Origin of the sequence: Microbacterium proteolyticum, assembly GCF_014192415.1 — a bacterium.
Taxonomy (GTDB): domain Bacteria; phylum Actinomycetota; class Actinomycetes; order Actinomycetales; family Microbacteriaceae; genus Microbacterium; species Microbacterium proteolyticum.
Genome location: NZ_JACHXY010000002.1, coordinates 395,328 through 413,802, shown reverse-complemented (window position 1 = coordinate 413,802; position 18,475 = coordinate 395,328). Strand labels below are relative to the sequence as shown.

General features: G+C 70.2%; 15 protein-coding genes and 1 tRNA gene. 8 read left to right on the top strand and 8 right to left on the bottom strand.

Annotated features, from left to right (window positions below; all coding sequences use genetic code 11):
• Nucleotides 1-165 precede the first annotated feature (165 nt).
• The 5 genes from FHS07_RS10310 to FHS07_RS10290 all read right to left on the bottom strand — a co-directional run bounded on the left by FHS07_RS10310 (nt 166) and on the right by FHS07_RS10290 (nt 3,705).
• Nucleotides 166-238 (bottom strand) — tRNA-Ala (locus FHS07_RS10310).
• A 40-nt stretch (nt 239-278) separates the two neighbouring features.
• A complete protein-coding gene (locus tag FHS07_RS10305) occupies nt 279-1,187 on the bottom strand; it encodes a 3-methyladenine DNA glycosylase (RefSeq protein ID WP_343054676.1) in 909 nt (302 codons plus the stop codon).
• Nucleotides 1,184-1,894 carry an SOS response-associated peptidase gene (locus FHS07_RS10300; protein WP_183419822.1) on the bottom strand — a complete coding sequence of 237 codons (711 nt, stop codon included), beginning with the start codon at nt 1,892-1,894 and terminating at the stop codon, nt 1,184-1,186. Before FHS07_RS10300 ends, FHS07_RS10305 begins: the two co-directional genes overlap by 4 nt.
• Nucleotides 1,895-1,978: 84 nt before the next feature.
• Entirely contained in the window at nt 1,979-3,019 is a 1,041-nt protein-coding gene (locus FHS07_RS10295; protein WP_183419821.1) for an App1 family protein phosphatidate phosphatase, read from the bottom strand.
• Nucleotides 3,020-3,024: 5 nt separating this feature from the next.
• Complete coding sequence (locus FHS07_RS10290) at nt 3,025-3,705, bottom strand: VTT domain-containing protein (RefSeq protein WP_183419820.1); 681 nt, start codon at nt 3,703-3,705, stop codon at nt 3,025-3,027.
• Between the two features lie 42 nt (nt 3,706-3,747).
• Between FHS07_RS10290 and FHS07_RS10285 the strand changes: the two genes are divergently transcribed.
• Both FHS07_RS10285 and leuS read left to right on the top strand, forming a co-directional pair.
• Complete coding sequence (locus FHS07_RS10285; protein ID WP_183419819.1) at nt 3,748-4,986, top strand: chorismate-binding protein; 1,239 nt, start codon at nt 3,748-3,750, stop codon at nt 4,984-4,986.
• 64 nt (nt 4,987-5,050) lie between these two features.
• On the top strand, nt 5,051-7,624 hold the full coding sequence (gene leuS / locus FHS07_RS10280; protein WP_183419818.1) for a leucine--tRNA ligase: 2,574 nt from the start codon (nt 5,051-5,053) through the stop codon (nt 7,622-7,624).
• 63 nt (nt 7,625-7,687) lie between these two features.
• Here the strand turns inward: leuS and FHS07_RS10275 are convergent, their stop codons facing one another.
• Complete coding sequence (locus tag FHS07_RS10275; RefSeq protein WP_183419817.1) at nt 7,688-8,209, bottom strand: DUF2087 domain-containing protein; 522 nt, start codon at nt 8,207-8,209, stop codon at nt 7,688-7,690.
• A 108-nt stretch (nt 8,210-8,317) separates the two neighbouring features.
• On the opposite strand from FHS07_RS10275, the gene FHS07_RS10270 reads away from it, so the two are divergent.
• From FHS07_RS10270 to holA, 3 genes are all read left to right on the top strand, one after another.
• Nucleotides 8,318-8,932 (top strand): helix-hairpin-helix domain-containing protein, encoded by a 615-nt coding sequence (locus FHS07_RS10270; RefSeq protein ID WP_343054674.1) that lies wholly within the window; start codon nt 8,318-8,320, stop codon nt 8,930-8,932.
• A complete protein-coding gene (locus FHS07_RS10265) occupies nt 8,929-11,454 on the top strand; it encodes a ComEC/Rec2 family competence protein (RefSeq protein WP_183419816.1) in 2,526 nt (841 codons plus the stop codon). The genes FHS07_RS10270 and FHS07_RS10265 overlap by 4 nt, the downstream gene beginning before the upstream one ends.
• 145 nt (nt 11,455-11,599) lie before the next feature.
• Entirely contained in the window at nt 11,600-12,637 is a 1,038-nt protein-coding gene (holA, locus tag FHS07_RS10260) for a DNA polymerase III subunit delta (RefSeq protein ID WP_183419815.1), read from the top strand.
• 721 nt (nt 12,638-13,358) lie between these two features.
• Here the strand turns inward: holA and rpsT are convergent.
• Nucleotides 13,359-13,619, bottom strand: coding sequence for a 30S ribosomal protein S20 (gene rpsT, locus FHS07_RS10255; RefSeq protein WP_183419814.1), 261 nt, complete (start codon nt 13,617-13,619; stop codon nt 13,359-13,361).
• 118 nt (nt 13,620-13,737) lie between these two features.
• Nucleotides 13,738-14,460 carry an alpha/beta fold hydrolase gene (locus FHS07_RS10250; protein ID WP_183419813.1) on the bottom strand — a complete coding sequence of 241 codons (723 nt, stop codon included), beginning with the start codon at nt 14,458-14,460 and terminating at the stop codon, nt 13,738-13,740.
• 222 nt (nt 14,461-14,682) lie between these two features.
• Here FHS07_RS10250 and lepA point away from each other — a divergent pair, with 222 nt between their 5' ends.
• Genes lepA through hemW form a run of 3 tightly spaced genes read left to right on the top strand, consistent with a single transcriptional unit; the run spans nt 14,683 to nt 18,414 of the window.
• The gene (lepA, locus tag FHS07_RS10245) at nt 14,683-16,527 is read left to right on the top strand and encodes a translation elongation factor 4 (RefSeq protein ID WP_183419812.1); all 1,845 of its coding nucleotides are present in this window, start codon (nt 14,683-14,685) and stop codon (nt 16,525-16,527) included.
• Nucleotides 16,528-16,552: 25 nt separating this feature from the next.
• Nucleotides 16,553-17,197, top strand: coding sequence for a DUF1990 domain-containing protein (locus tag FHS07_RS10240; RefSeq protein ID WP_183419811.1), 645 nt, complete (start codon nt 16,553-16,555; stop codon nt 17,195-17,197).
• Nucleotides 17,197-18,414: a radical SAM family heme chaperone HemW gene (hemW, locus tag FHS07_RS10235; RefSeq protein ID WP_183419810.1), complete on the top strand. Its 1,218-nt coding sequence runs from the start codon at nt 17,197-17,199 to the stop codon at nt 18,412-18,414. The genes FHS07_RS10240 and hemW overlap by 1 nt, the downstream gene beginning before the upstream one ends.
• The last annotated feature ends 61 nt before the right edge of the window (nt 18,415-18,475 follow it).

Sequence of the window (18,475 nt, the reverse complement as noted above, 5' to 3'; positions counted from 1 at the left end):
TGGGGCGGATGACGCCTCGCCGGGCGGAGGGAACGAGCTCAGCCTCCCGCGTGGGCGTGGCCCCGGACCCGTCGAAGCGACCGCACCCGGCGACGATCACCCCCATCGATGTCGACACGGCGAAACGACGAAAGCCCCCGCCGAAGCGGAGGCTTTCTCTGTGTGTGGACCTGAGGGGACTCGAACCCCTGACCCCCTGCATGCCATGCAGGTGCGCTACCAGCTGCGCCACAGGCCCGTATTTTGTTGTCTGCCCCGTTTGAGGCAACTCCATGAGCTTACAACACAGTTCGCGACGGCAGGAAATCGGCGCGACCGGGCGTGTCGTCTCGGCTCGTGACCGCCGCGATCACGGCACGGCGAAGCGCCTGCCCTCGCTCGCTCAACGCCCGTTGGCGGGTGACGTACTCGGCCTTGCCCTCGGCCGTCTCGACCGCCACCGCCGGGTAGCCCCAGCCGCTCAGATCGTAGGGCGAGGCCTCCATGTCGAGGGTGCGGATATCGCGCGCGAGTTCGAACGCGTCGAGCAGCAGCGGCCCCGGCACGAGCGGGCCGAGCTTCACGGCCCACTTGTAGAGGTCCATGCCGGCATGAAGGCATCCGGGCTGCTCACGCTCGACCTGGTCGTCGCGTGTCAGCGGCGTGCGGTTGCGCGGCACGGCGTCGGGTGTGAAGAACCGGAACGCGTCGAAGTGCGTGCACTTCAGGTCGTGCGCGTCGACGACGGCGTCGGTATCGTCACGACCGAGGCGCAGAGGAACCGCGTGCCGTACGTCGTCGGCACGGTACGCCATGGCCCATTCGTGCAGCCCGAAGCAGCCGAACTGCGCCGGTCGATCCGCCGTCGCGCGCAGCAGGGTCACGGTTCCGCGGTACAGGGATCCGCGCTCGTCGCGGAAGCGCTCGACATCCACGCGAACGCCCCCACCCTCGGTGCGGTACCAGCGCCATCCGGCGCGTTCTTCGGCGTCGTCGAGGACGATGTCGGGGCCGGGATGCCAGCGGCGCAGGATCGCGGGTTTGTACGAGTAGTAGGTGAAGAGGAAGTCTTCGACCGGATGCTTCTCGGCTCGGCTCGCGCGCGCACGGTGCGCGGCGGTGAGGGCGTCGGCGCGTTCGGCGTGAGCGTCCGCGAGGGCGGTCCACTCGATGCGCGTCAGCGCCGGTGTCTGGAGGAGCGTGGTCACTCGACGGCGTCGATGAGATCGGGGGAATCGTTGCGCACATTGCCCACGGCTGCCGACACGACGTGGTCGTCGAGAGTCTCGGCCACGTCGGGGGCGGCGTCGATCGCGGCATCCAGCACGTCGCCGACGTTCTCGGTGGTCGGATCCAACCAGGCGTCGGCGAAGTCGGGGTCCATGAACAGCGGCATGCGATCGTGGATCGAGCCCAGGCGTCCGATCGCGTCACGCGTGAGGATCGTGCAGCTCAGCACCCACCGGGCGGGGTCGTCGTCGGCTCGAGCGGGGTCTTTCCACCACTCGTAGAGACCGGCGAAGAACAGCGGCGAGCCGTCGGCGGGGTGGATGTAGTGCGGGGTCTTGCCCGCTTCGGTGGTCTTCCACTCGTAGTACCCGGATGCCGGGATCACGGCGCGACGCTTGATGAGGGCGTTGCGGAACATGGGCTTGTCTTCGACCTCTTCGCTGCGCGCGTTGAACGCCCGCGCGCCGATCTTGACGTCCTTCGCCCACCCCGGGATCAAACCCCATCGTGCGACCTCGAGACGACGCACGGGCGGTTCGCTCTTGATCGAGTCGAGCACGATGCCCACCTGCGAGGTCGGCGCGATGTTGTACGACGGCTGGGGCAGCTCATCGGCCTCGACGTCGACGCGGAGCACTCCGACGAGCTCGGATGCCACATTGGCCACGACGAATCGACCGCACATGCCTCCACCGTACGCGCCCCCTCCGACATCGGCTCGGCGTCCGGGTCGAGGAGCGCCCGGCATCCATCCGACAGACGGGGCGGATCAGCCGTCGCGCGAGATGACCCCGACGTCTTCCAACCGGGCGAGCAGAGCGGCGCCGTCCGATCCGGTCACCCACGGCACCTCGGCCGCGGAGTGATCGTCGACGACCGTTCGACCACCGGCGAGCACGGCCTCGGCCGGCAGCAGGCGGCGGATCGCGACGGCGGCGACGCTCTCGGGGTGCTCGATCGCGAAACCGGTGTAGATCGCATCGTCGTGTTGACCGTCGTCGCCGACGAGCAGCCATTTCACCTGCGGGAACTCGCTCGCGACGCGACGGAGGTTGAGCTCTTTATGATCGCGGCCGCTGCGGAACCACCGGTCGTGCGTCGGTCCCCAGTCGGTCAGCAAGAACGACCCGGCGGGGAACAGGTGCCGGCGCATGAACCGGGTCAGCGTCGGGGCGACGTTCCAGGCGCCGGTGGAGAGGTAGATGACGGGGGTACCGGGGTGCTCGCGCGTCAGCCGCTCGAGCATCACCGCCATACCCGGCACGGGTTGGCGCGCGTGCTCGTCGACGACGAAGGAGTTCCACGCGGCCAGCAGGGGACGGGGGAGGAGCGTCACCATCACGGTGTCGTCGATGTCGCTCACGACGCCGAAGCGCACGTCGGAGCCCACGATGAACACGCGGGTCTCGGCCGGCTCGCTGCCCTCGACCGACATCGTGATCGACTGCCACCCCGGCGCCATCGTCGCGGGGAGCTTCGCGTCGATCACGCCGCCACGATCGGCCGACACGCGGTGCGTGACGCCGTCGATCACGACGTCGACCTTCGCCATACCGACCGGCACGGCTGCAAAGCTCCGCCATCCGCGCAGGCTCGCGAACTCCCCGGTGGAGGTGCGCTTGAGCGGCGGGGCGATCAGCACGCGTCCGAGCACGCGCACCCACTCCTCGGTTCCGTAGCCCGGAAAACCCGTGACGGCGGGCCGGAGGTCGCGGGAGCGGGCCCGCCGCTCGCGCCACCGGTGGAAGCGGCGCTCGAGTCGGGCGAACCAGAGCACGTTGGCGCGAGTGGAGCGAGGAGAACGAGGCATCGGCCTCAGTCTTTCACGTCACCGTCCGCGTGGCCGAGGGTGGGGACGTCGTCGGCCAGATGACGTCGTTCGGCGCGTTCGATGAGCTTCTTGCCGACGAACACCAGCGCGAGGAAGACGACGAGGATGCCGACGAAGATGTATCCGGCGTAGTGGAGCTGATCCGCGAGCTCGCGGTACGTTCCCGCCGCGGTGGCCGCGACCGAGATGTAGAGCCCGGCCCAGATGATGCAGGCGGGCGCCGTCCACGCGAGGAAACGCCGATAGCTGTAGCCGCTCATCCCGACGGTCAGCGGAACGAGCGAGTGCAGGACGGGGAGGAAACGCGACAGGAAGATCGCGAGCCCGCCGCGGCGGCGGAGGTAGCGGTCGGCACGCTCCCAGTTGCGCTCACCGAGTTTCTGTCCGAGACGCGACGCGCGGATACGCGGGCCGAAGTAACGACCGAGCCAGAAGCCGATGCTCTCGCCCAGCAGGGCACCGACCACGACCGCTGCGGCCAGCACGACACCCTCGACAGGCGAGCCGACCGCGGTGCCCGCGACGATGACCATCGTGTCGCCCGGGACGATGAGGCCGACCAGCACGCTCGTCTCGAGCATGACCGCGAGTCCTGCGATGACCGTACGCAGCACGGGGTCGACGTTCTGGACGACGTCGAGCAGCCACGTGAGGATCTCGTTCACCTCCATCAGCCTAGGGCCGCAGCTCCCGCCTAGCCTGGGAGCGTGCCGCACTCCGCCCCCTCGTTCACCCCGCTCGCGTGGGTCGACCCCGAGGCGGCCTTCCTGCACCTGTTCGCCGATGCTCCCGACGCGTTCTGGCTCGATGCCGGAACGGGCGCGTCGACCGGGTGGAGCTGGATGGGCGCGGGGCGTGTCGACCCGTCGCCCCGGCCGATGGAACAGGATGCCGCGGCATCCGGTCCCGCGCGCGACGAGCCGGGGCCGTTCCGTGGCGGATGGGTGGGATGGCGCACCTACGAGGGGGAGTCGGCCTGGCTCCGCGTCGACGCTCTGCTCGCGTTCGATCACCTGTCCCGTCGGATGTACGCCGTGGGCGACCCGTCCCTCGCCGCCCGCGTCGCGGACGCACCCGCGCCCGATGGCGTCGCCCCGGCGGAAGGTCGGGGCACGGCATCCGCCCGCGTCACCCCCGACCGCTACGCGGAACTCATCGGGGCATGCCGCGACCGTATCCGCGAGGGCGACGCGTACCAGTTGTGCCTCACGACCCGTTTCACGGTGCCGGGCGCCGTCGACGCCCTCGCCGTGTTCCGACGGCTGCGCCACGCCTCGCCCGCGCACCACTCCGGCTTCGTCCGCATCGGCGAGGTCACGTTGGTCAGTGCGTCGCCCGAACGCTTCCTCGAGGTGCGCGACGGTGCCGTGCACACGCATCCCATCAAGGGCACCCGATCTCGATCGGCCGACCCGATGCGCGATGCGGCACTCGCCGACGACCTGCGGACGGATGCCAAGGAGCGCGCCGAGAACGTCATGATCGTCGACCTCATGCGCAACGACCTGTCGCGGGTCTGCGAGCCGTCGACGGTCGGCGTCGACCGATTGCTCGAGGTCGAGACCTACCCTCACGTGCACCAGCTCGTCAGCGAGGTATCCGGCCGGCTCCTGCCCGGCACCACCATCGGTGCCCTGCTCGCCGCGACGTTCCCGGCGGGCAGCATGACCGGCGCGCCGAAGGAGTCCGCGATGCAGATCCTCGCGGGACTCGAGCGCGCTCCGCGCGGCCTCTACGCGGGCACCTTCGGATGGATCGGCGACGACGGCGCAGCCGACCTCGCCATGGTGATCCGCAGCGTCGTCGTGCATCCGGAAGCCGCGTACGTCGGCGCAGGTGGAGGGATCACGTGGCGTTCCGTCGCGGCATCCGAGGTCGCCGAGGTGGGCATCAAGGCGCGCGCCCCTCTCGCCGCTCTCGGAGCCGAGGTGCCGCCGGGCTGGTGACCCCGGGTCCGATAACCTGGACGCTGGCCTCCGGGCCTCCCCGACTCACACGATTGGCTTTCCCGTGTCTCAGAACTCCGCACCCGACGCCCGCGACGGTGGCTTCGACACCCACGCCATCCAGGCGAAGTGGCAGAAGGCGTGGGCCGAGAAGGATCCGTTCCGCGCCGGCGGAGACACCGACACACGTCCCCGCAAGTACGTGCTCGCGATGTTCCCCTACCCCTCGGGCGACCTGCACATGGGGCACGCCGAGAACTACCTCTACTCCGACATCGTCGCGCGGTTCTGGCGCCACCGCGGGTACAACGTGTTGAACCCCATCGGATGGGATTCGTTCGGTCTGCCCGCCGAGAACGCCGCCATCAAGCGCGGCGCCGACCCCGTCGAGTGGACCTACGCGAACATCGCCCAGCAGAAGGCGAGCCTGAAGGACTACGGCGTCTCGTTCGACTGGAGCCGGGTGCTGCACACCAGTGACCCCGAGTACTACCGCTGGAACCAGTGGCTGTTCCAGAAGCTGTACGACAAGGGGTTGGCGTACCGCAAGGACGCCCTGGTCAACTGGGATCCGGTCGATCAGACGGTGCTCGCCAACGAGCAGGTGCTGCCCGACGGCACGTCGGAGCGCAGCGGCGCGGTGGTGGTCAAGAAGAAGCTGACCCAGTGGTTCCTGCGCATCACCGACTACGCGGACCGTCTGCTCGACGACCTGAACCAGCTCGAGGGCTTCTGGCCGTCGAAGGTCATCCAGATGCAGCGCAACTGGATCGGCCGCTCCGTCGGCGCCGACATCACGTTCGAGATCGAGGGCCGCGCCGAGAAGATCACGGTCTTCTCCACCCGTCCCGACACCCTGCACGGGGCGACGTTCTTCGTCGTGGCACCGGAGTCCGATCTGGCGGCCGAGCTGGCGGCATCCGCGGATCAGGGTGTCACAGAGACGTTCGAGGCGTACCTCGCCCAGGTGCAGCGCGCGACCGACATCGAGCGCCAGGCGACCGACCGACCCAAGACCGGCGTGTTCCTCGGCCACTACGCGATCAACCCGATCAACGGCGAGAAACTGCCGATCTGGGCCGCCGACTACGTGCTGGCCGACTACGGTCACGGCGCGGTCATGGCCGTGCCCGCCCACGACCAGCGCGACCTCGACTTCGCGCGGGCGTTCGACCTCCCGGTGAAGGTGGTCGTCGACACGAATGCCCCCGTCACGGGCGCCATCCCGGTGATCGAGCTCGACGACGACGGCGTGCCGATCGACCCGCTCGGCGATCTCGACGACCTCGACCCGGCGAAAACCGGCGTCGCTCTGACCGGTGACGGCCGCATGATGAACTCGGGCTCGCTGAACGGCCTGTCCAAGCGCCACGCGATCGCCCGCATGATCGAGGAGCTCGAGGCGAAGGGCGTCGGTCGCGCCGCGAAGACCTATCGCCTGCGCGACTGGCTCATCTCGCGTCAGCGCTACTGGGGCACGCCCATCCCGATGCTCCACGGCGAAGACGGCTCGATCACGCCCGTGCCCGCCGACCAACTGCCGGTCGTGCTGCCGTCGGTCGAGGGCCTCGACCTGAAGCCGAAGGGCACGTCGCCCCTGGGCGCGGCGACGGAGTGGGTGCAGGTCACCGACCCCGAGACGGGCCAGACGCTGCTGCGCGACCCCGACACGATGGACACGTTCGTCGACAGCTCCTGGTATTACCTGCGTTTCCTCTCGCCGAACAGCTCGACCGAGGCGTTCTCGGGCCGCGAGGCGTCGAAGTGGGGCCCCGTCGACTTCTACATCGGCGGTGTCGAGCACGCGATCCTGCACCTGCTGTACGCGCGTTTCATCACCAAGGCGCTGTTCGACATGGGCCTGGTGGAGTTCACCGAGCCCTTCTCGAGCCTCATCAATCAGGGCATGGTCATCCTCGACGGCGCAAAGATGTCGAAGAGCAAGGGCAACCTGGTGCTGTTCCAAGAGGAGCTCGACGCCCACGGCGCCGACGCCCTGCGCGTCGCGCTCGCCTTCGCCGGCCCGGTGGAAGACGACAAGGACTGGAACGACGTCTCGACCACAGGGGCGGCGAAGTTCCTCGCTCGTGCCCTGCGCATCGCGCACGACGTCGACAGCGAGACCGACGTGGTCTGGGCCGAGGGCGACAAGTCGCTCCGGCGCGTGACGCACCGCCTCCTGGCCGAGGCCCCCAACCTCATCGAGCAGACGAAGTTCAACGTCGTCGTCGCCCGTCTGATGGAGCTGGTCAACGCCACCCGCAAGGCCATCGACGGCAGCGCCGGTGCGAGCGACCCCGCCGTGCGCGAGGCCGCCGAGGTCATCGCGATGACCCTCGACTTGTTCGCCCCGCACACGTCCGAAGAGATGTGGCAGACGCTCGGCTACACCGGCTTCGTGGGACTTGCGACCTGGCGTCAGGCCGATCCCACCCTGCTGGTGGAAGACAACGTCGTCGCCGTCGTGCAGATCGACGGCAAGGTGCGCGCGACCCTCGAGGTGTCGGCCAAGATCGGCGGCGACCAGCTCGAGGCCCTCGCCCGCGGCGACGAGCGCGTACGCCGTGCCCTGGGCGACCGCGAGATCGTGCGCGCGGTCGTGCGTCCGCCGAAGGTGGTCAGCTTCTCCACCAAGTGATGCGGAGGCGGAGCCTCCTTCGCCCCCGCACGCGTGGCTCTCCCACCCGACGACGCCGGGAGATCACCGTTCTCCCTCGCGGGTCCGCTCGGGGGCGAGGGAGTAGGCGCTTCCGTCGCGGGCGCGGGAGAGGAGGCCCGCGTCGATCAGGTAGCGCCGGATCGACACCGGATCGTCGGTGATCTCCGCGAGCCTCTCGGTGACCTCGGCCTCGGCGATGGTTTCGTCCGGCCCCAGGAGGCGAGCAGCGATGTGGACGAGAACCTCCCGGCGGTCGGCCGCGCGCGAAGGGTAGCTCGACAGGCGTCCCTGGGTGAAGAACCGCGCGACGCCGTCGGGGCGAGCGGGCGTGGATGCCGCGGCGAGGGCGACGCGGAAGATCTCGGACTCCGCCCGCCAGCCGCCGTCGACGGGGAAGATGAGTCCGGCCGCCCGCAGGCTGTCGATGACCCGACGGCGTTTCCCGGGGGAGAGCGACGACAGGTGCGCGTCGATGGGTTGCCCGAGTACGACGAGTGCGTAGACCTCACGCGCACGGTCATCGGAGAGAGCGGCGACAAGCGGCCGCCAGGAGTTCGCGGACATTCCTCCAGGCTAGGGGCGGCTCCTCCCCGGCCCACGAGTCACCACGCTCGTGCACGGATCGATTCCCGGTCGCCACACAGACGGCACGCCCCTTCGTAGCGTCCTGGTGTGACCTCGACTTCCGACCCCGCACCGCGCGAGAAGCTGGCGCCGCGCACACGCCTGGGCGTCGGCGCCGTCGTCGTGCTCGTGCTGCTGGCGTTCGCGGTCACGATCGGGATCGGCATGCTGCGCGGTGCGACCGGCGCGGAGGTCGTGGAGCCGGTGTCGACCGCCGCATCCTCGCCGCGGGTACCCGCCGAGGCCGGACTCTACGTCCACGTCGCCGGGGCCGTGCGCGAGACCGGTCTGTACCGACTCGACGCCGGAGACCGAGTGGCCGACGCCATCGCGCGGGCGGGTGGGTTCGCCGATGACGCGGCACGCGACGGGGTCAACCTCGCGCGTCAGGTCGCCGACGGAGAGCAGATCGTCGTGCCGGTGATCGGGGCCGAAGTCGCGGGGGCCCCCTCCGGTGGCTCCGCGTCGGACGCACTGATCGATCTCAATACCGCCACCCCCGAGCAGCTCGACACCCTTCCGCGCGTAGGCCCCGCGATGGCCGACCGCATCATCGAGTGGCGTGAGACGAACGGCCGGTTCACCAGCGTCGACGATCTGCAGTCGGTGCCGGGCATCGGCGACAAGATGCTCGCCGCCCTCCGCGACCTGGTGCGGGTGTGAGCGCGCGGCACGCGCTCCGACGCCGAGCGCTCCGCCCGGTGTCGGTCGCGGCGGCGACCTGGGTGTCCGCGGGGCTGACGACCGCGATCCCGGATGCCCTCCTCCCCGCCGCCGGGCTCGGCATCCTGTCCTGCATCGCCACGGCGGTCCTGGTGTGGCGTCGGCACCCCGTGGTGGCCGTCGCCGCGGTCGCGCTCGCATGCGCCGCGGCGACCGCGGGGACCGTGGCGTCGCTCGCTCCCATGCGATCGCAGATCGCCGCCTTGGAAGCAGGGGGCGGTCGCTACCTGGAGCTCGATGCGACGGTCACCGGGCGCATCGACGGGTCGGCCGACGGGGGCGCTTGGTTCGATGCGTCCGCCTCGACGGTGCGTGCGGGCGAGGCGACGGTGGTCGGCGCGATTCCCGCCCGCGTGCTCGTCGATCCGGGTGGAAGAGCAGCGCTGGCGCGGGCGAGTATGGGCAGCACGGTGTCGCTGTCGGGGCGCGCGATCCCGGCCGAGGCGGGGGAGCGCGCGGCGCTCGTCATCCGGGCAGGCGACGTCATCTCGGCGACCGAGCCGACCGGCGTATGGGCATGGTTCGAAGGTCTGCGCGACGGACTCGTCGCCTCGACGCGCGGTCTGCCGCAACCGGGGGCCGGTCTCGTCCCAGGGCTCGCCGTCGGCGACACCTCCAGCCTCGATCCGGCCACAGAGGCCGCCATGAACGCGGCGTCGCTCTCGCACCTGACCGCTGTCTCCGGCGCGAACTGCGCGATCGTGGTGGGCGCGGCCTTCGCCCTCCTCGCCCTGTGCGGAGCACCCCGGGGCGTTCGCGTCGGTGGGGCGTTCGTCGTCCTGGCCGCCTTCGTCGCCCTCGTCACTCCGGAGCCGAGCGTCGTCCGGGCGGCGGCGATGGCCTCGGTGGCCATGATCGCGGTGGCCCTGGGTCGCCCGGCGATCGGCATCGCGGTGCTCTCGCTCGCCGTGACCGTCCTCCTCATCATCGACCCCTGGCTGGCGCGCTCCCTGGGTTTCGCGCTGTCCGCTGCGGCGACCGGCGCCCTGCTCGTGCTCGCGCGTCCGCTCGCCGAGGGACTCGGGCGATGGATGCCCAGAGCCCTGGCCCTCGCTATCGCCGTGCCGACGTCGGCCCAGATCGTCTGCGGCCCGCTCATCGTGCTCATCGACCCGCACGTCCCCCTGCTCGGCGTCGCTGCCAACCTCGTCGCCGACCCGGCGGCAGCTCCCGCGACCATCGCCGGTGCCCTTGCATGCATTGCGCCGTTTCCGTGGTTGCGCGACGGACTCACAGCCCTGGCCTGGGTTCCGGCAGCGTGGATCGCCGCCGTCGCGCACACGAGCTCCTCGGTCGAGGCTCAGAACCTCCCCTGGCCCGACGGGCCGGTCGGGGCGATTCTCCTCGCTCTCGTCGGAGGTGCCCTTCATCTGGCGATCGTGCGTCCTCGAGACCTGCCCCGCATCACCGGCCTGGCGTCGGCGGCCATGGCGGTGGTGCTCGGTCTCGTCCTGGGGAGCACCGCCGTGCGCACGGTCGCGGGGCCGCTCACCGTGCCCTCGGCGTGGCAGGTGGCGATGTGCGACGTCGGTCAAGGGGACGCGACGCTGTGGCGGTCCGGGGGTGCGACGGCGCTGGTCGACACCGGTCCTGAACCCGCGGCTCTCTCCCGCTGCCTGACGCAGTTCGGCATCGACCGCATCGACCTCCTCGTCCTCACCCACTTCGATCTCGACCACGTCGGAGGGTCACCGGCCGTGATCGGTCGGGCCACTCTCGTCGTGCACGGCCCGGTCGACGGAAACGCCGACCAGCGTCTCCTCGACCGTTTCGCGGCGGCGGGCGCTCGGCTCCAGCAGGCGACGACGGGGACCACGGGGGCGCTGGGTGCAACGCGGTGGCAGGCGCTCGGCCCGTCTCCGCGCGTCGAACCCGGCAATGACGCGAGCGTCGCGATCGACGTCGCGGGCGTCGACTTCCCTCGAACGGTGCTGCTCGGCGATCTGGGCGAGGAGTCTCAGGCGGCCCTGCGGCGGCGCGTGGACGTGCAGCGGGTGCAGATCGTGAAAGTGTCGCACCACGGGAGCGCAGATCAGGATGCCGACCTCTACGGGGAGCTGCATCCGGCGGTCGGATTGATCGGCGTGGGGGCCGACAACCACTACGGGCACCCCACTGCGTCGCTTCTATCGATGCTGAGAGCCCTCGGAACCGCGATCGGGCGCACCGATGAAGACGGAGCGCTGGCCGTCTGGCTCGATGCCGACAGCAGGTTGACGCTCTGGCGGGAGCATGCGGGGGAGCCGGGGGTGCCGGAGAACCCGAGCCCGGCACCGCGTGAGACAGGAAGGGCTGTGGCGGGCTCGGGACGGAACGTGCCGCGCGCCGTGGCTCCGAGCGATCCGCTACGTCCGCGGAGGGCGGCGGAGCGGCGTGCCGCGCCACCGCCGGGTGGGGTCCCAGAAGACCGAGGTGAGCGGAGGACGTTGGCGGGCAACGGGGCGCGTGGTGGATCCGAGTGAACAGCGAGGGGCGGGAGGACGCCGGCGGGTGGCGGGGTACGGTCCGCCCGCCCCCCGCTCCGGACGACGTCGGGGCTCGACGAGCACGGGCGATGAGCCGGGCCACCGTGGACGCTGTGTCGGAGCCGATCGGTAGGCTGGAAGGGTGACCCCGGCACCTCGACGCTCCGCCCCCGCGAAGGCGAAGTCGGCCATCCCCCAGGTGTCGTGGCGTGCCCCGCAGCCGGCGCCGATCGTCCTCATCTCGGGGCCCGAAGAAGTCTGCGCCGAGCGCGCGACCGCCGGCATCCGCGCCATGCTCAAGAGCGAAGACCCGAGCCTCGAGGTCACCGACATCCGCGCCGACGACTACGCTGCCGGCACACTGCTCGGCGTGACCTCGCCGTCCCTGTTCGGCGAGCCCCGTCTCGTGCGTGTGAGCGGCGTCGAGAAGTGCAGCGACACGTTCCTCACCGAGGCGGTGTCCTACCTCGCGTATCCGCAAGAAGGAGCCACTGTCGTGCTCCGGCACACCGGCGCGAGCGTGCGCGGCAAGAAGCTGCTCGACGGCATCCGGTCGGGTCAGGGTGGCGGTATCGAGATCGCCTGTCCTGCTGTCAAGCGCGACTCCGACCGCTTCGATTTCGCCGTCGGCGAGTTCAAGGCGGCGCACAAGCGCATCGCGCCGGTCGCCCTGCGCTCCCTCGTCTCGGCGTTCGCCGACGATCTCACCGAGCTCGCCGCAGCGTGCCAGCAGCTGATCGCCGACGTCCGCGGCGACATCGACGAGCGCATCGTCGAGCGTTACTACGGCGGACGCGTCGAGACCTCGGCTTTCACGGTCGCCGACACCGCCATCGCCGGCCAGTACGGCCCGGCGCTTCTCGCGCTCCGTCACGCGCTGGCATCCGGGGCCGATCCCGTCCCCCTCGTCGCTGCCGTCGCCATGAAGCTGCGGACGATGGCCCGCGTCGCCGGCACCCGCGAATCGTCGTCGATGCTCGCGCAACGACTCGGCATGAAGGACTGGCAGGTCGACCGCGCCCGCCGCGACCTCGTCGGCTGGACGGGCAACACGCTCGGCATGGCGATCCACGCCACCGCCCGGGCCGATGCCGAGGTCAAGGGCGCATCGCGCGACCCGGTCTTCGCCCTCGAGCGCATGATCACGATCATCGCCACACGCGCGCCCTACGGCGACTGAGTCCCCCGCCGCGCGCAGTGGCATCCGGTCAGCGTCGCATCAGGTGTCTCGCGAGGAACGTCGCCGCCACCAACGTGAGTCGGGGCTCCGCCCGGCGGAGGTCGCGGACGACAGCGACCTCACCGTGATCGGGCGATGCGACGACGGCAGCCCACTGCAGTGCCGGCTCCGGAGGCTGCCCGCCCGCGGGAACATCCCCGCCGAACAGCTCTACCAGTCGCTCTCGCGGGTCCTCCCGGTCACCGAAGAATCTCGCCGCGCGCTCACTCTGCATGTCGTACCTCCTGGCATCCACGCTACGGAGGGGCGTCCGCGGCCCGCATCCTCCGATGGAATGAGTTCGTACGCCGCGCGATGAACCGTCGGTTCCGCCCGTCGGTCTCACCCGTCGATTCCGCCCGTCGGCCCGACTGTCGCGGTCCGCTCGCGTCCGGACCGCTGAACGGCACCGTTCCGTTCGGCGACGAGGGGAGGAGATGCGGGGAGGGGAGGACGAGAACGCCGTCATCTGTCCTCCTCTCGTCCGACCTCCTCCGCTCCGCACGGACGCGACGGCCGCACGAGTGGGGCCCGCTCCGCACGCGACCTCGCAGCCCCCGCGGGCCACCGTCGATCAGGCGCCCACCTGCAGACCCCGCGCCGCAGCGACGCACGACCCACCCCGGAAACGACGAAGCCCGCCCCGCAGATGCGGGACGGGCTGTCGAAGAAGTGCTGCGGCTCAGAGAGCGGCGACCGACTTCGCGATGGCCGACTTGCGGTTCGCGGCCTGGTTCGAGTGGATGACACCCTTGCTCACGGCCTTGTCGAGCTTCTTGGTCGCGACGACGAGGGCCTTCTGAGCGGCTTCCTTGTCACCGGCCAGCACGGCCTCTTTGGTGCGACGCACGTGCGTCTTCAGCTCGCTCTTGACGGCCTTGTTGCGCTCGCGCGCCTTTTCGTTGGTCTTGTTGCGCTTGATCTGCGACTTGATATTCGCCACGTCGACGGTCTTTCGTTTGAGTGAGTGTTGGAAGTGCCGGGCGAGCGGTAGAGGGACGCCGCACCGGCGGTCGTGGAGGTCGGGAAGAACCCCACACGCAAGCCAAGGGCCAAGTCTATCAGCTTGACGCTTCGACCGTGGTGAGCGCCACGTCCAGCACGGCGTTGAACACGCGAGGACGCATCGCCGTGACGATGTGCGTGGTCCGCGGCACCACGATGAGTTCGGCGTGCGGAGCCAGGGCGGTGAACAGTTTCTCGTTCAGCCGGAGCTGGTCCCACTGCCCGTTGACGAACCACAGCGGCACGTCGATACGGCGCAGGGACGCCATCAGGTCGAGGTTCGTGAGCGACGCGAGGGCGGAGTCCTGCGCCTCGAAGGCATACCCGCCCGCACCGAAATCGGGGCGCGTCTCGGGCGGCAGCGTGAGGTCGAGCACGCGGTTCGTGAACCCGAGACCGCGGTCGGGCAGACCGTCGGCGCGCCGGATGAGGAAGCGGTAGGTCGCGAGGCCCGGGCCCCGGGGGAGCGAGGTGCAGGATGCTGCCACGAGGGCGGCGACCGGCGGCGGGGCGTCGCGACCGACGTACTCCATCGACAGCAGGCCGCCCATGGAGTGCCCGACGAGGACCACGGGGCCGCGGGCCGCGGCATCCCGCACCGCCCGGTCGATCGTGGCGAACGCCTCCTCGAGAGTGAAGGGCTCGCCGCGGCGGGTGCCGTGACCCGGAAGGTCGACGGCGATCACGCCGTTGCCGCGCTGTCGCAGGTGCAGCGCTTGCGCCCGCCACATGGTGGACGACGTCCGGATGCCGTGCACGAACACGACCTGGACCGTCATGGCATCCACTTTATGAGGGTGTGCCGCGGCGCGAGCTGTGAGCGGGGCGCGGAGGTCACACGATCGCGATGGCAGGGCACTCACGCGCCCGACACGAGCTCGTGCCCCCGCGCCGACCGTGCGATCTCGGGCCCGCCGCCGTCGTTCGGGAGGACCCGGATGGCGGGACCCTGAGCGTTCGCGGACGGCGATGTCGGCGCACCACCGTAGAATCGACGGAACATGTCACCGCGCGCCCTGAAGCCCCTCGAGCCGTCTGCCACCCCGCCGGAGCAGATCCGCAACTTCTGCATCATCGCCCACATCGACCACGGCAAGTCGACGCTGGCCGACCGCATGCTGCAGATCACCGGCGTCGTCAGCGACCGCGACATGCGTGCGCAGTACCTCGACCGCATGGACATCGAGCGCGAGCGCGGCATCACCATCAAGTCGCAGGCGGTCCGGATGCCGTGGTCCACCGCCGACGGCACGTTCGCCCTCAACATGATCGACACGCCCGGCCACGTCGACTTCACCTACGAGGTCAGCCGCTCACTCGCCGCATGCGAGGGCGCGATCCTGCTCGTCGACGCCGCTCAGGGCATCGAGGCCCAGACGCTGGCCAACCTCTACCTCGCCCTCGAGAACGACCTGCAGATCATCCCGGTGCTGAACAAGATCGACCTGCCGGCCGCCGACCCCGAGAAGTACGCGGCCGAGCTCGCGGGCCTCATCGGCGGAAACCCCGAAGACGTGCTGCGCGTGAGCGGCAAGACCGGCATGGGCGTCGAAGAACTGCTCGACCTCATCGTCGAGAAGATCCCCGCCCCCGTCGGCAAGCCCGACGCCCCGGCGCGCGCGATGATCTTCGACTCGGTGTACGACGCCTACCGCGGCGTGGTCACCTACGTGCGCATGATCGACGGGTCGCTGCAGCCGCGCGAGCGCATCCAGATGATGTCGACCACCGCGACGCACGAGCTGCTCGAGATCGGCGTCTCCAGCCCCGAGCCGGTGCCCACCCGGGGACTCGGCGTCGGCGAGGTGGGCTACCTGATCACCGGTGTGAAAGACGTGCGCCAGTCGAAGGTCGGCGACACGATCACCACCCACCGCAAGCCCGCCACCCAGGCGTTGCCCGGATACACCGATCCGAAGCCCATGGTCTTCTCGGGCATCTACCCGATCGACGGCAGCGACTACGCCGAACTGCGCGAAGCGCTCGACAAGCTCAAGCTGTCCGACGCGTCGCTGCAGTACGAGCCCGAGACCTCGGTCGCCCTCGGTTTCGGCTTCCGCGCGGGCTTCCTCGGTCTGCTGCACCTCGAGATCATCACCGAGCGCCTCTCGCGGGAGTTCGGGCTCGACCTCATCACCACGGCACCGTCGGTGACGTACGAGGTCACCACCGACACCGGCGAGACCGTCTCGGTCACCAACCCCAGCGAGTACCCCGACGGGCGCGTCGCCTCGGTATCGGAGCCGATCGTGAAGGTCGGCATCCTGCTGCCGAAGGACTACGTCGGCACGGTCATGGAACTGTGCCAGACGCGCCGCGGCACCCTGCTCGGCATGGAGTACCTCAGCGAAGACCGCGTCGAGCTGCGGTATCACATGCCCCTCGGCGAGATCGTGTTCGACTTCTTCGACCACCTCAAGTCGCGCACGCAGGGGTACGCGAGCCTCGACTACGAACCGGCCGGACAGCAGACCGCCGATCTGGTCAAGGTCGACATCCTGCTGCAGGGCGAGAAGGTCGACGCCTTCAGCTCGATCGTGCACCGCGAGAAGGCCTACGCCTACGGCACGCTCATGGCCGAGCGACTGCGCAAGCTCATCCCGCGTCAGCAGTTCGAGGTGCCGATCCAGGCCGCGATCGGTGCCCGCATCATCGCGCGTGAGACCATCCGGGCCATCCGCAAAGACGTCCTCGCCAAGTGCTACGGCGGTGACATCACCCGCAAGCGCAAGCTCCTCGAGAAGCAGAAAGAGGGCAAGAAGCGCATGAAGATGGTGGGTCGTGTCGAGGTGCCGCAGGAGGCGTTCATCGCCGCACTGTCGGGCGATGTCGAGGCCAAGAAGTAACGCACCCAACCGAGAGGGGTGGATCATGCGACGGCAGAATTTCACCGATGACACGGTCGATTACGCGGCGGTGGGGGCCACCCAGGCGCCCGATCTGATGCAGTATCCGCCGGAGCACTCCGTGCCCGCCGAAGACGCATGGCGCATCGGCAGCGGCGAGGAGCGTTTCGTCGCCGCGGGCGAGCTGTTGCTGTCGTGGGCGCCGCTCCGCGGTGAGGAGCTCAGCATCACCGACGTGCGCCCGGCATCCGGAGAAGGCTACGCCGGCGTCGGGTTCGACGCCGAGGGTGCGCCGGTCGCCCCGAGTCGCCTCGAGGCCGAGCAGCGCTTCGCCGCCGACGGCACGCCGTTCGTCAGCCCCGGCACGGGCGTGCATCTGCACGGCAAGGTCGACGGTCACCGTGCCGACGCCGAGCTGCGGGTCATCTCGGTGTTCGAGGAGCCCCGTCGGGTCGGGTTCATCCTCGGCACGGTGGGCCACTCGATCGTCAGCGGCGAGGAGTTGTTCTCGCTCGAATGGCGCGACAACGACGAGGTCTGGTTCGTCGTGCGCGCGTTCGATCGCCCGACCGCGCCCACCTACCGGCTGTTCACCAGCCGCGTACGCCGCCGCCGCAAGGCGCTGTTCGCGCGGTACCTGCGCGCGATCTCGCCGCTGTACACGTCCTGATGGGCGGGCCCCTTCCCCTCGGAGATCCCGCTCCCACCGACGGCCGCCTCCCCGGCGACCTCACCATCGACCCCGCCACCGACTTCGGTGTGTATCTGCACGTGCCGTTCTGCCGGGTGCGCTGCGGGTACTGCGACTTCAACACCTACACGGCGAGCGAGTTGCGCGGTGCGCGCCAGGACGACTTCGCCGACACCCTCGCCGCCGAGGTGCGCTTGGCAGGTGCGGTGATGGATGCCGCGGGCGGTCGCCGCGCGGCATCCACCGTGTTCTTCGGTGGCGGCACGCCCACGCTCCTCCCGCCCGGGGACCTCGCGACGATGCTGGATGCCGTGCGCACCGAGTTCGGGATCGCCGACGGCGCCGAGGTGACCGTCGAGGCCAATCCCGACACCGTCGACGACGCCGTGATGCAGACGCTCGCGTCGGCGGGGATCACCCGCGTGTCCATCGGCATGCAGTCCGCCCGGCCGCACGTGCTGGCCTCGCTCGACCGCACGCACGACCCGGCCAACGTCGCCACCGCGGTCGCTGCAGCGCGACGAGCCGGACTCGACGTCTCGGTCGACCTCATCTACGGCGCGCCGGGGGAGTCGCTCGACGACTGGCGTGCCTCGCTCGATGCCGCCACCGCCCTCGAGCCCGACCACATCTCGGCGTACGCGCTCATCGTCGAAGACGGCACCAAGCTCGCCCGGCAGATCCGCTCGGGCGTCGTCGAGGCGCCCTCCGACGATCTCCAGGCCGACATGTACGAGCTGGCCGACGAGCTGCTCGCGGCCGGCGGGTACGACTGGTACGAGGTGTCGAACTGGTCGCGGGGCGTGGCGCACCGATCGCGACACAACCTCGCGTACTGGAGGGGCACCGACTGGTGGGGTTTCGGTCCCGGAGCCCATAGCCACGTCGCGGGCCTCCGCTGGTGGAACGTGAAGCACCCCGCCGCCTACGCCCAGCGTCTGGCCGCGCACGAATCTCCGGCCGCGGCGCGCGAGCGGCCCGACGAGACAGCCCGCCGGCTCGAGTCGGTGCTGTTGCGCAGTCGCATCCGCGAGGGCCTGGCGGTGTCCGAGCTGCTCGGCGAGGGGCGCAAGGCCGTGGCATCCCTCATCGCCGACGGTCTCGTCGAGGGGGCGGATGCCGTCCGCGGACGCATCGTGCTCACCCGCCGCGGTCGTCTGCTGGCGGATGCCGTGGTGCGGGCGCTCACCGCATAGGACGTTCGGGCGGGTCGGTCCGCGGGCAGGACGTTCTGGCGGGTCCGTCCGCGGGACGCGG

Bases quoted from the DNA above. Each gene is read 5' to 3' on its own strand.
- FHS07_RS10275 (WP_183419817.1), bottom strand. From the start codon at position 8,209: ATGTCCGCGAACTCCTGGCGGCCGCTTGTCGCCGCTCTCTCCGATGAC.
- hemW (WP_183419810.1), top strand. From the start codon at position 17,197: ATGGGCGGGCCCCTTCCCCTCGGAGATCCCGCTCCCACCGACGGCCGC.
- FHS07_RS10250 (WP_183419813.1), bottom strand. From the start codon at position 14,460: ATGACGGTCCAGGTCGTGTTCGTGCACGGCATCCGGACGTCGTCCACC.
- FHS07_RS10240 (WP_183419811.1), top strand. From the start codon at position 16,553: ATGCGACGGCAGAATTTCACCGATGACACGGTCGATTACGCGGCGGTG.
- FHS07_RS10295 (WP_183419821.1), bottom strand. From the start codon at position 3,019: ATGCCTCGTTCTCCTCGCTCCACTCGCGCCAACGTGCTCTGGTTCGCC.
- lepA (WP_183419812.1), top strand. From the start codon at position 14,683: ATGTCACCGCGCGCCCTGAAGCCCCTCGAGCCGTCTGCCACCCCGCCG.
- FHS07_RS10300 (WP_183419822.1), bottom strand. From the start codon at position 1,894: ATGTGCGGTCGATTCGTCGTGGCCAATGTGGCATCCGAGCTCGTCGGA.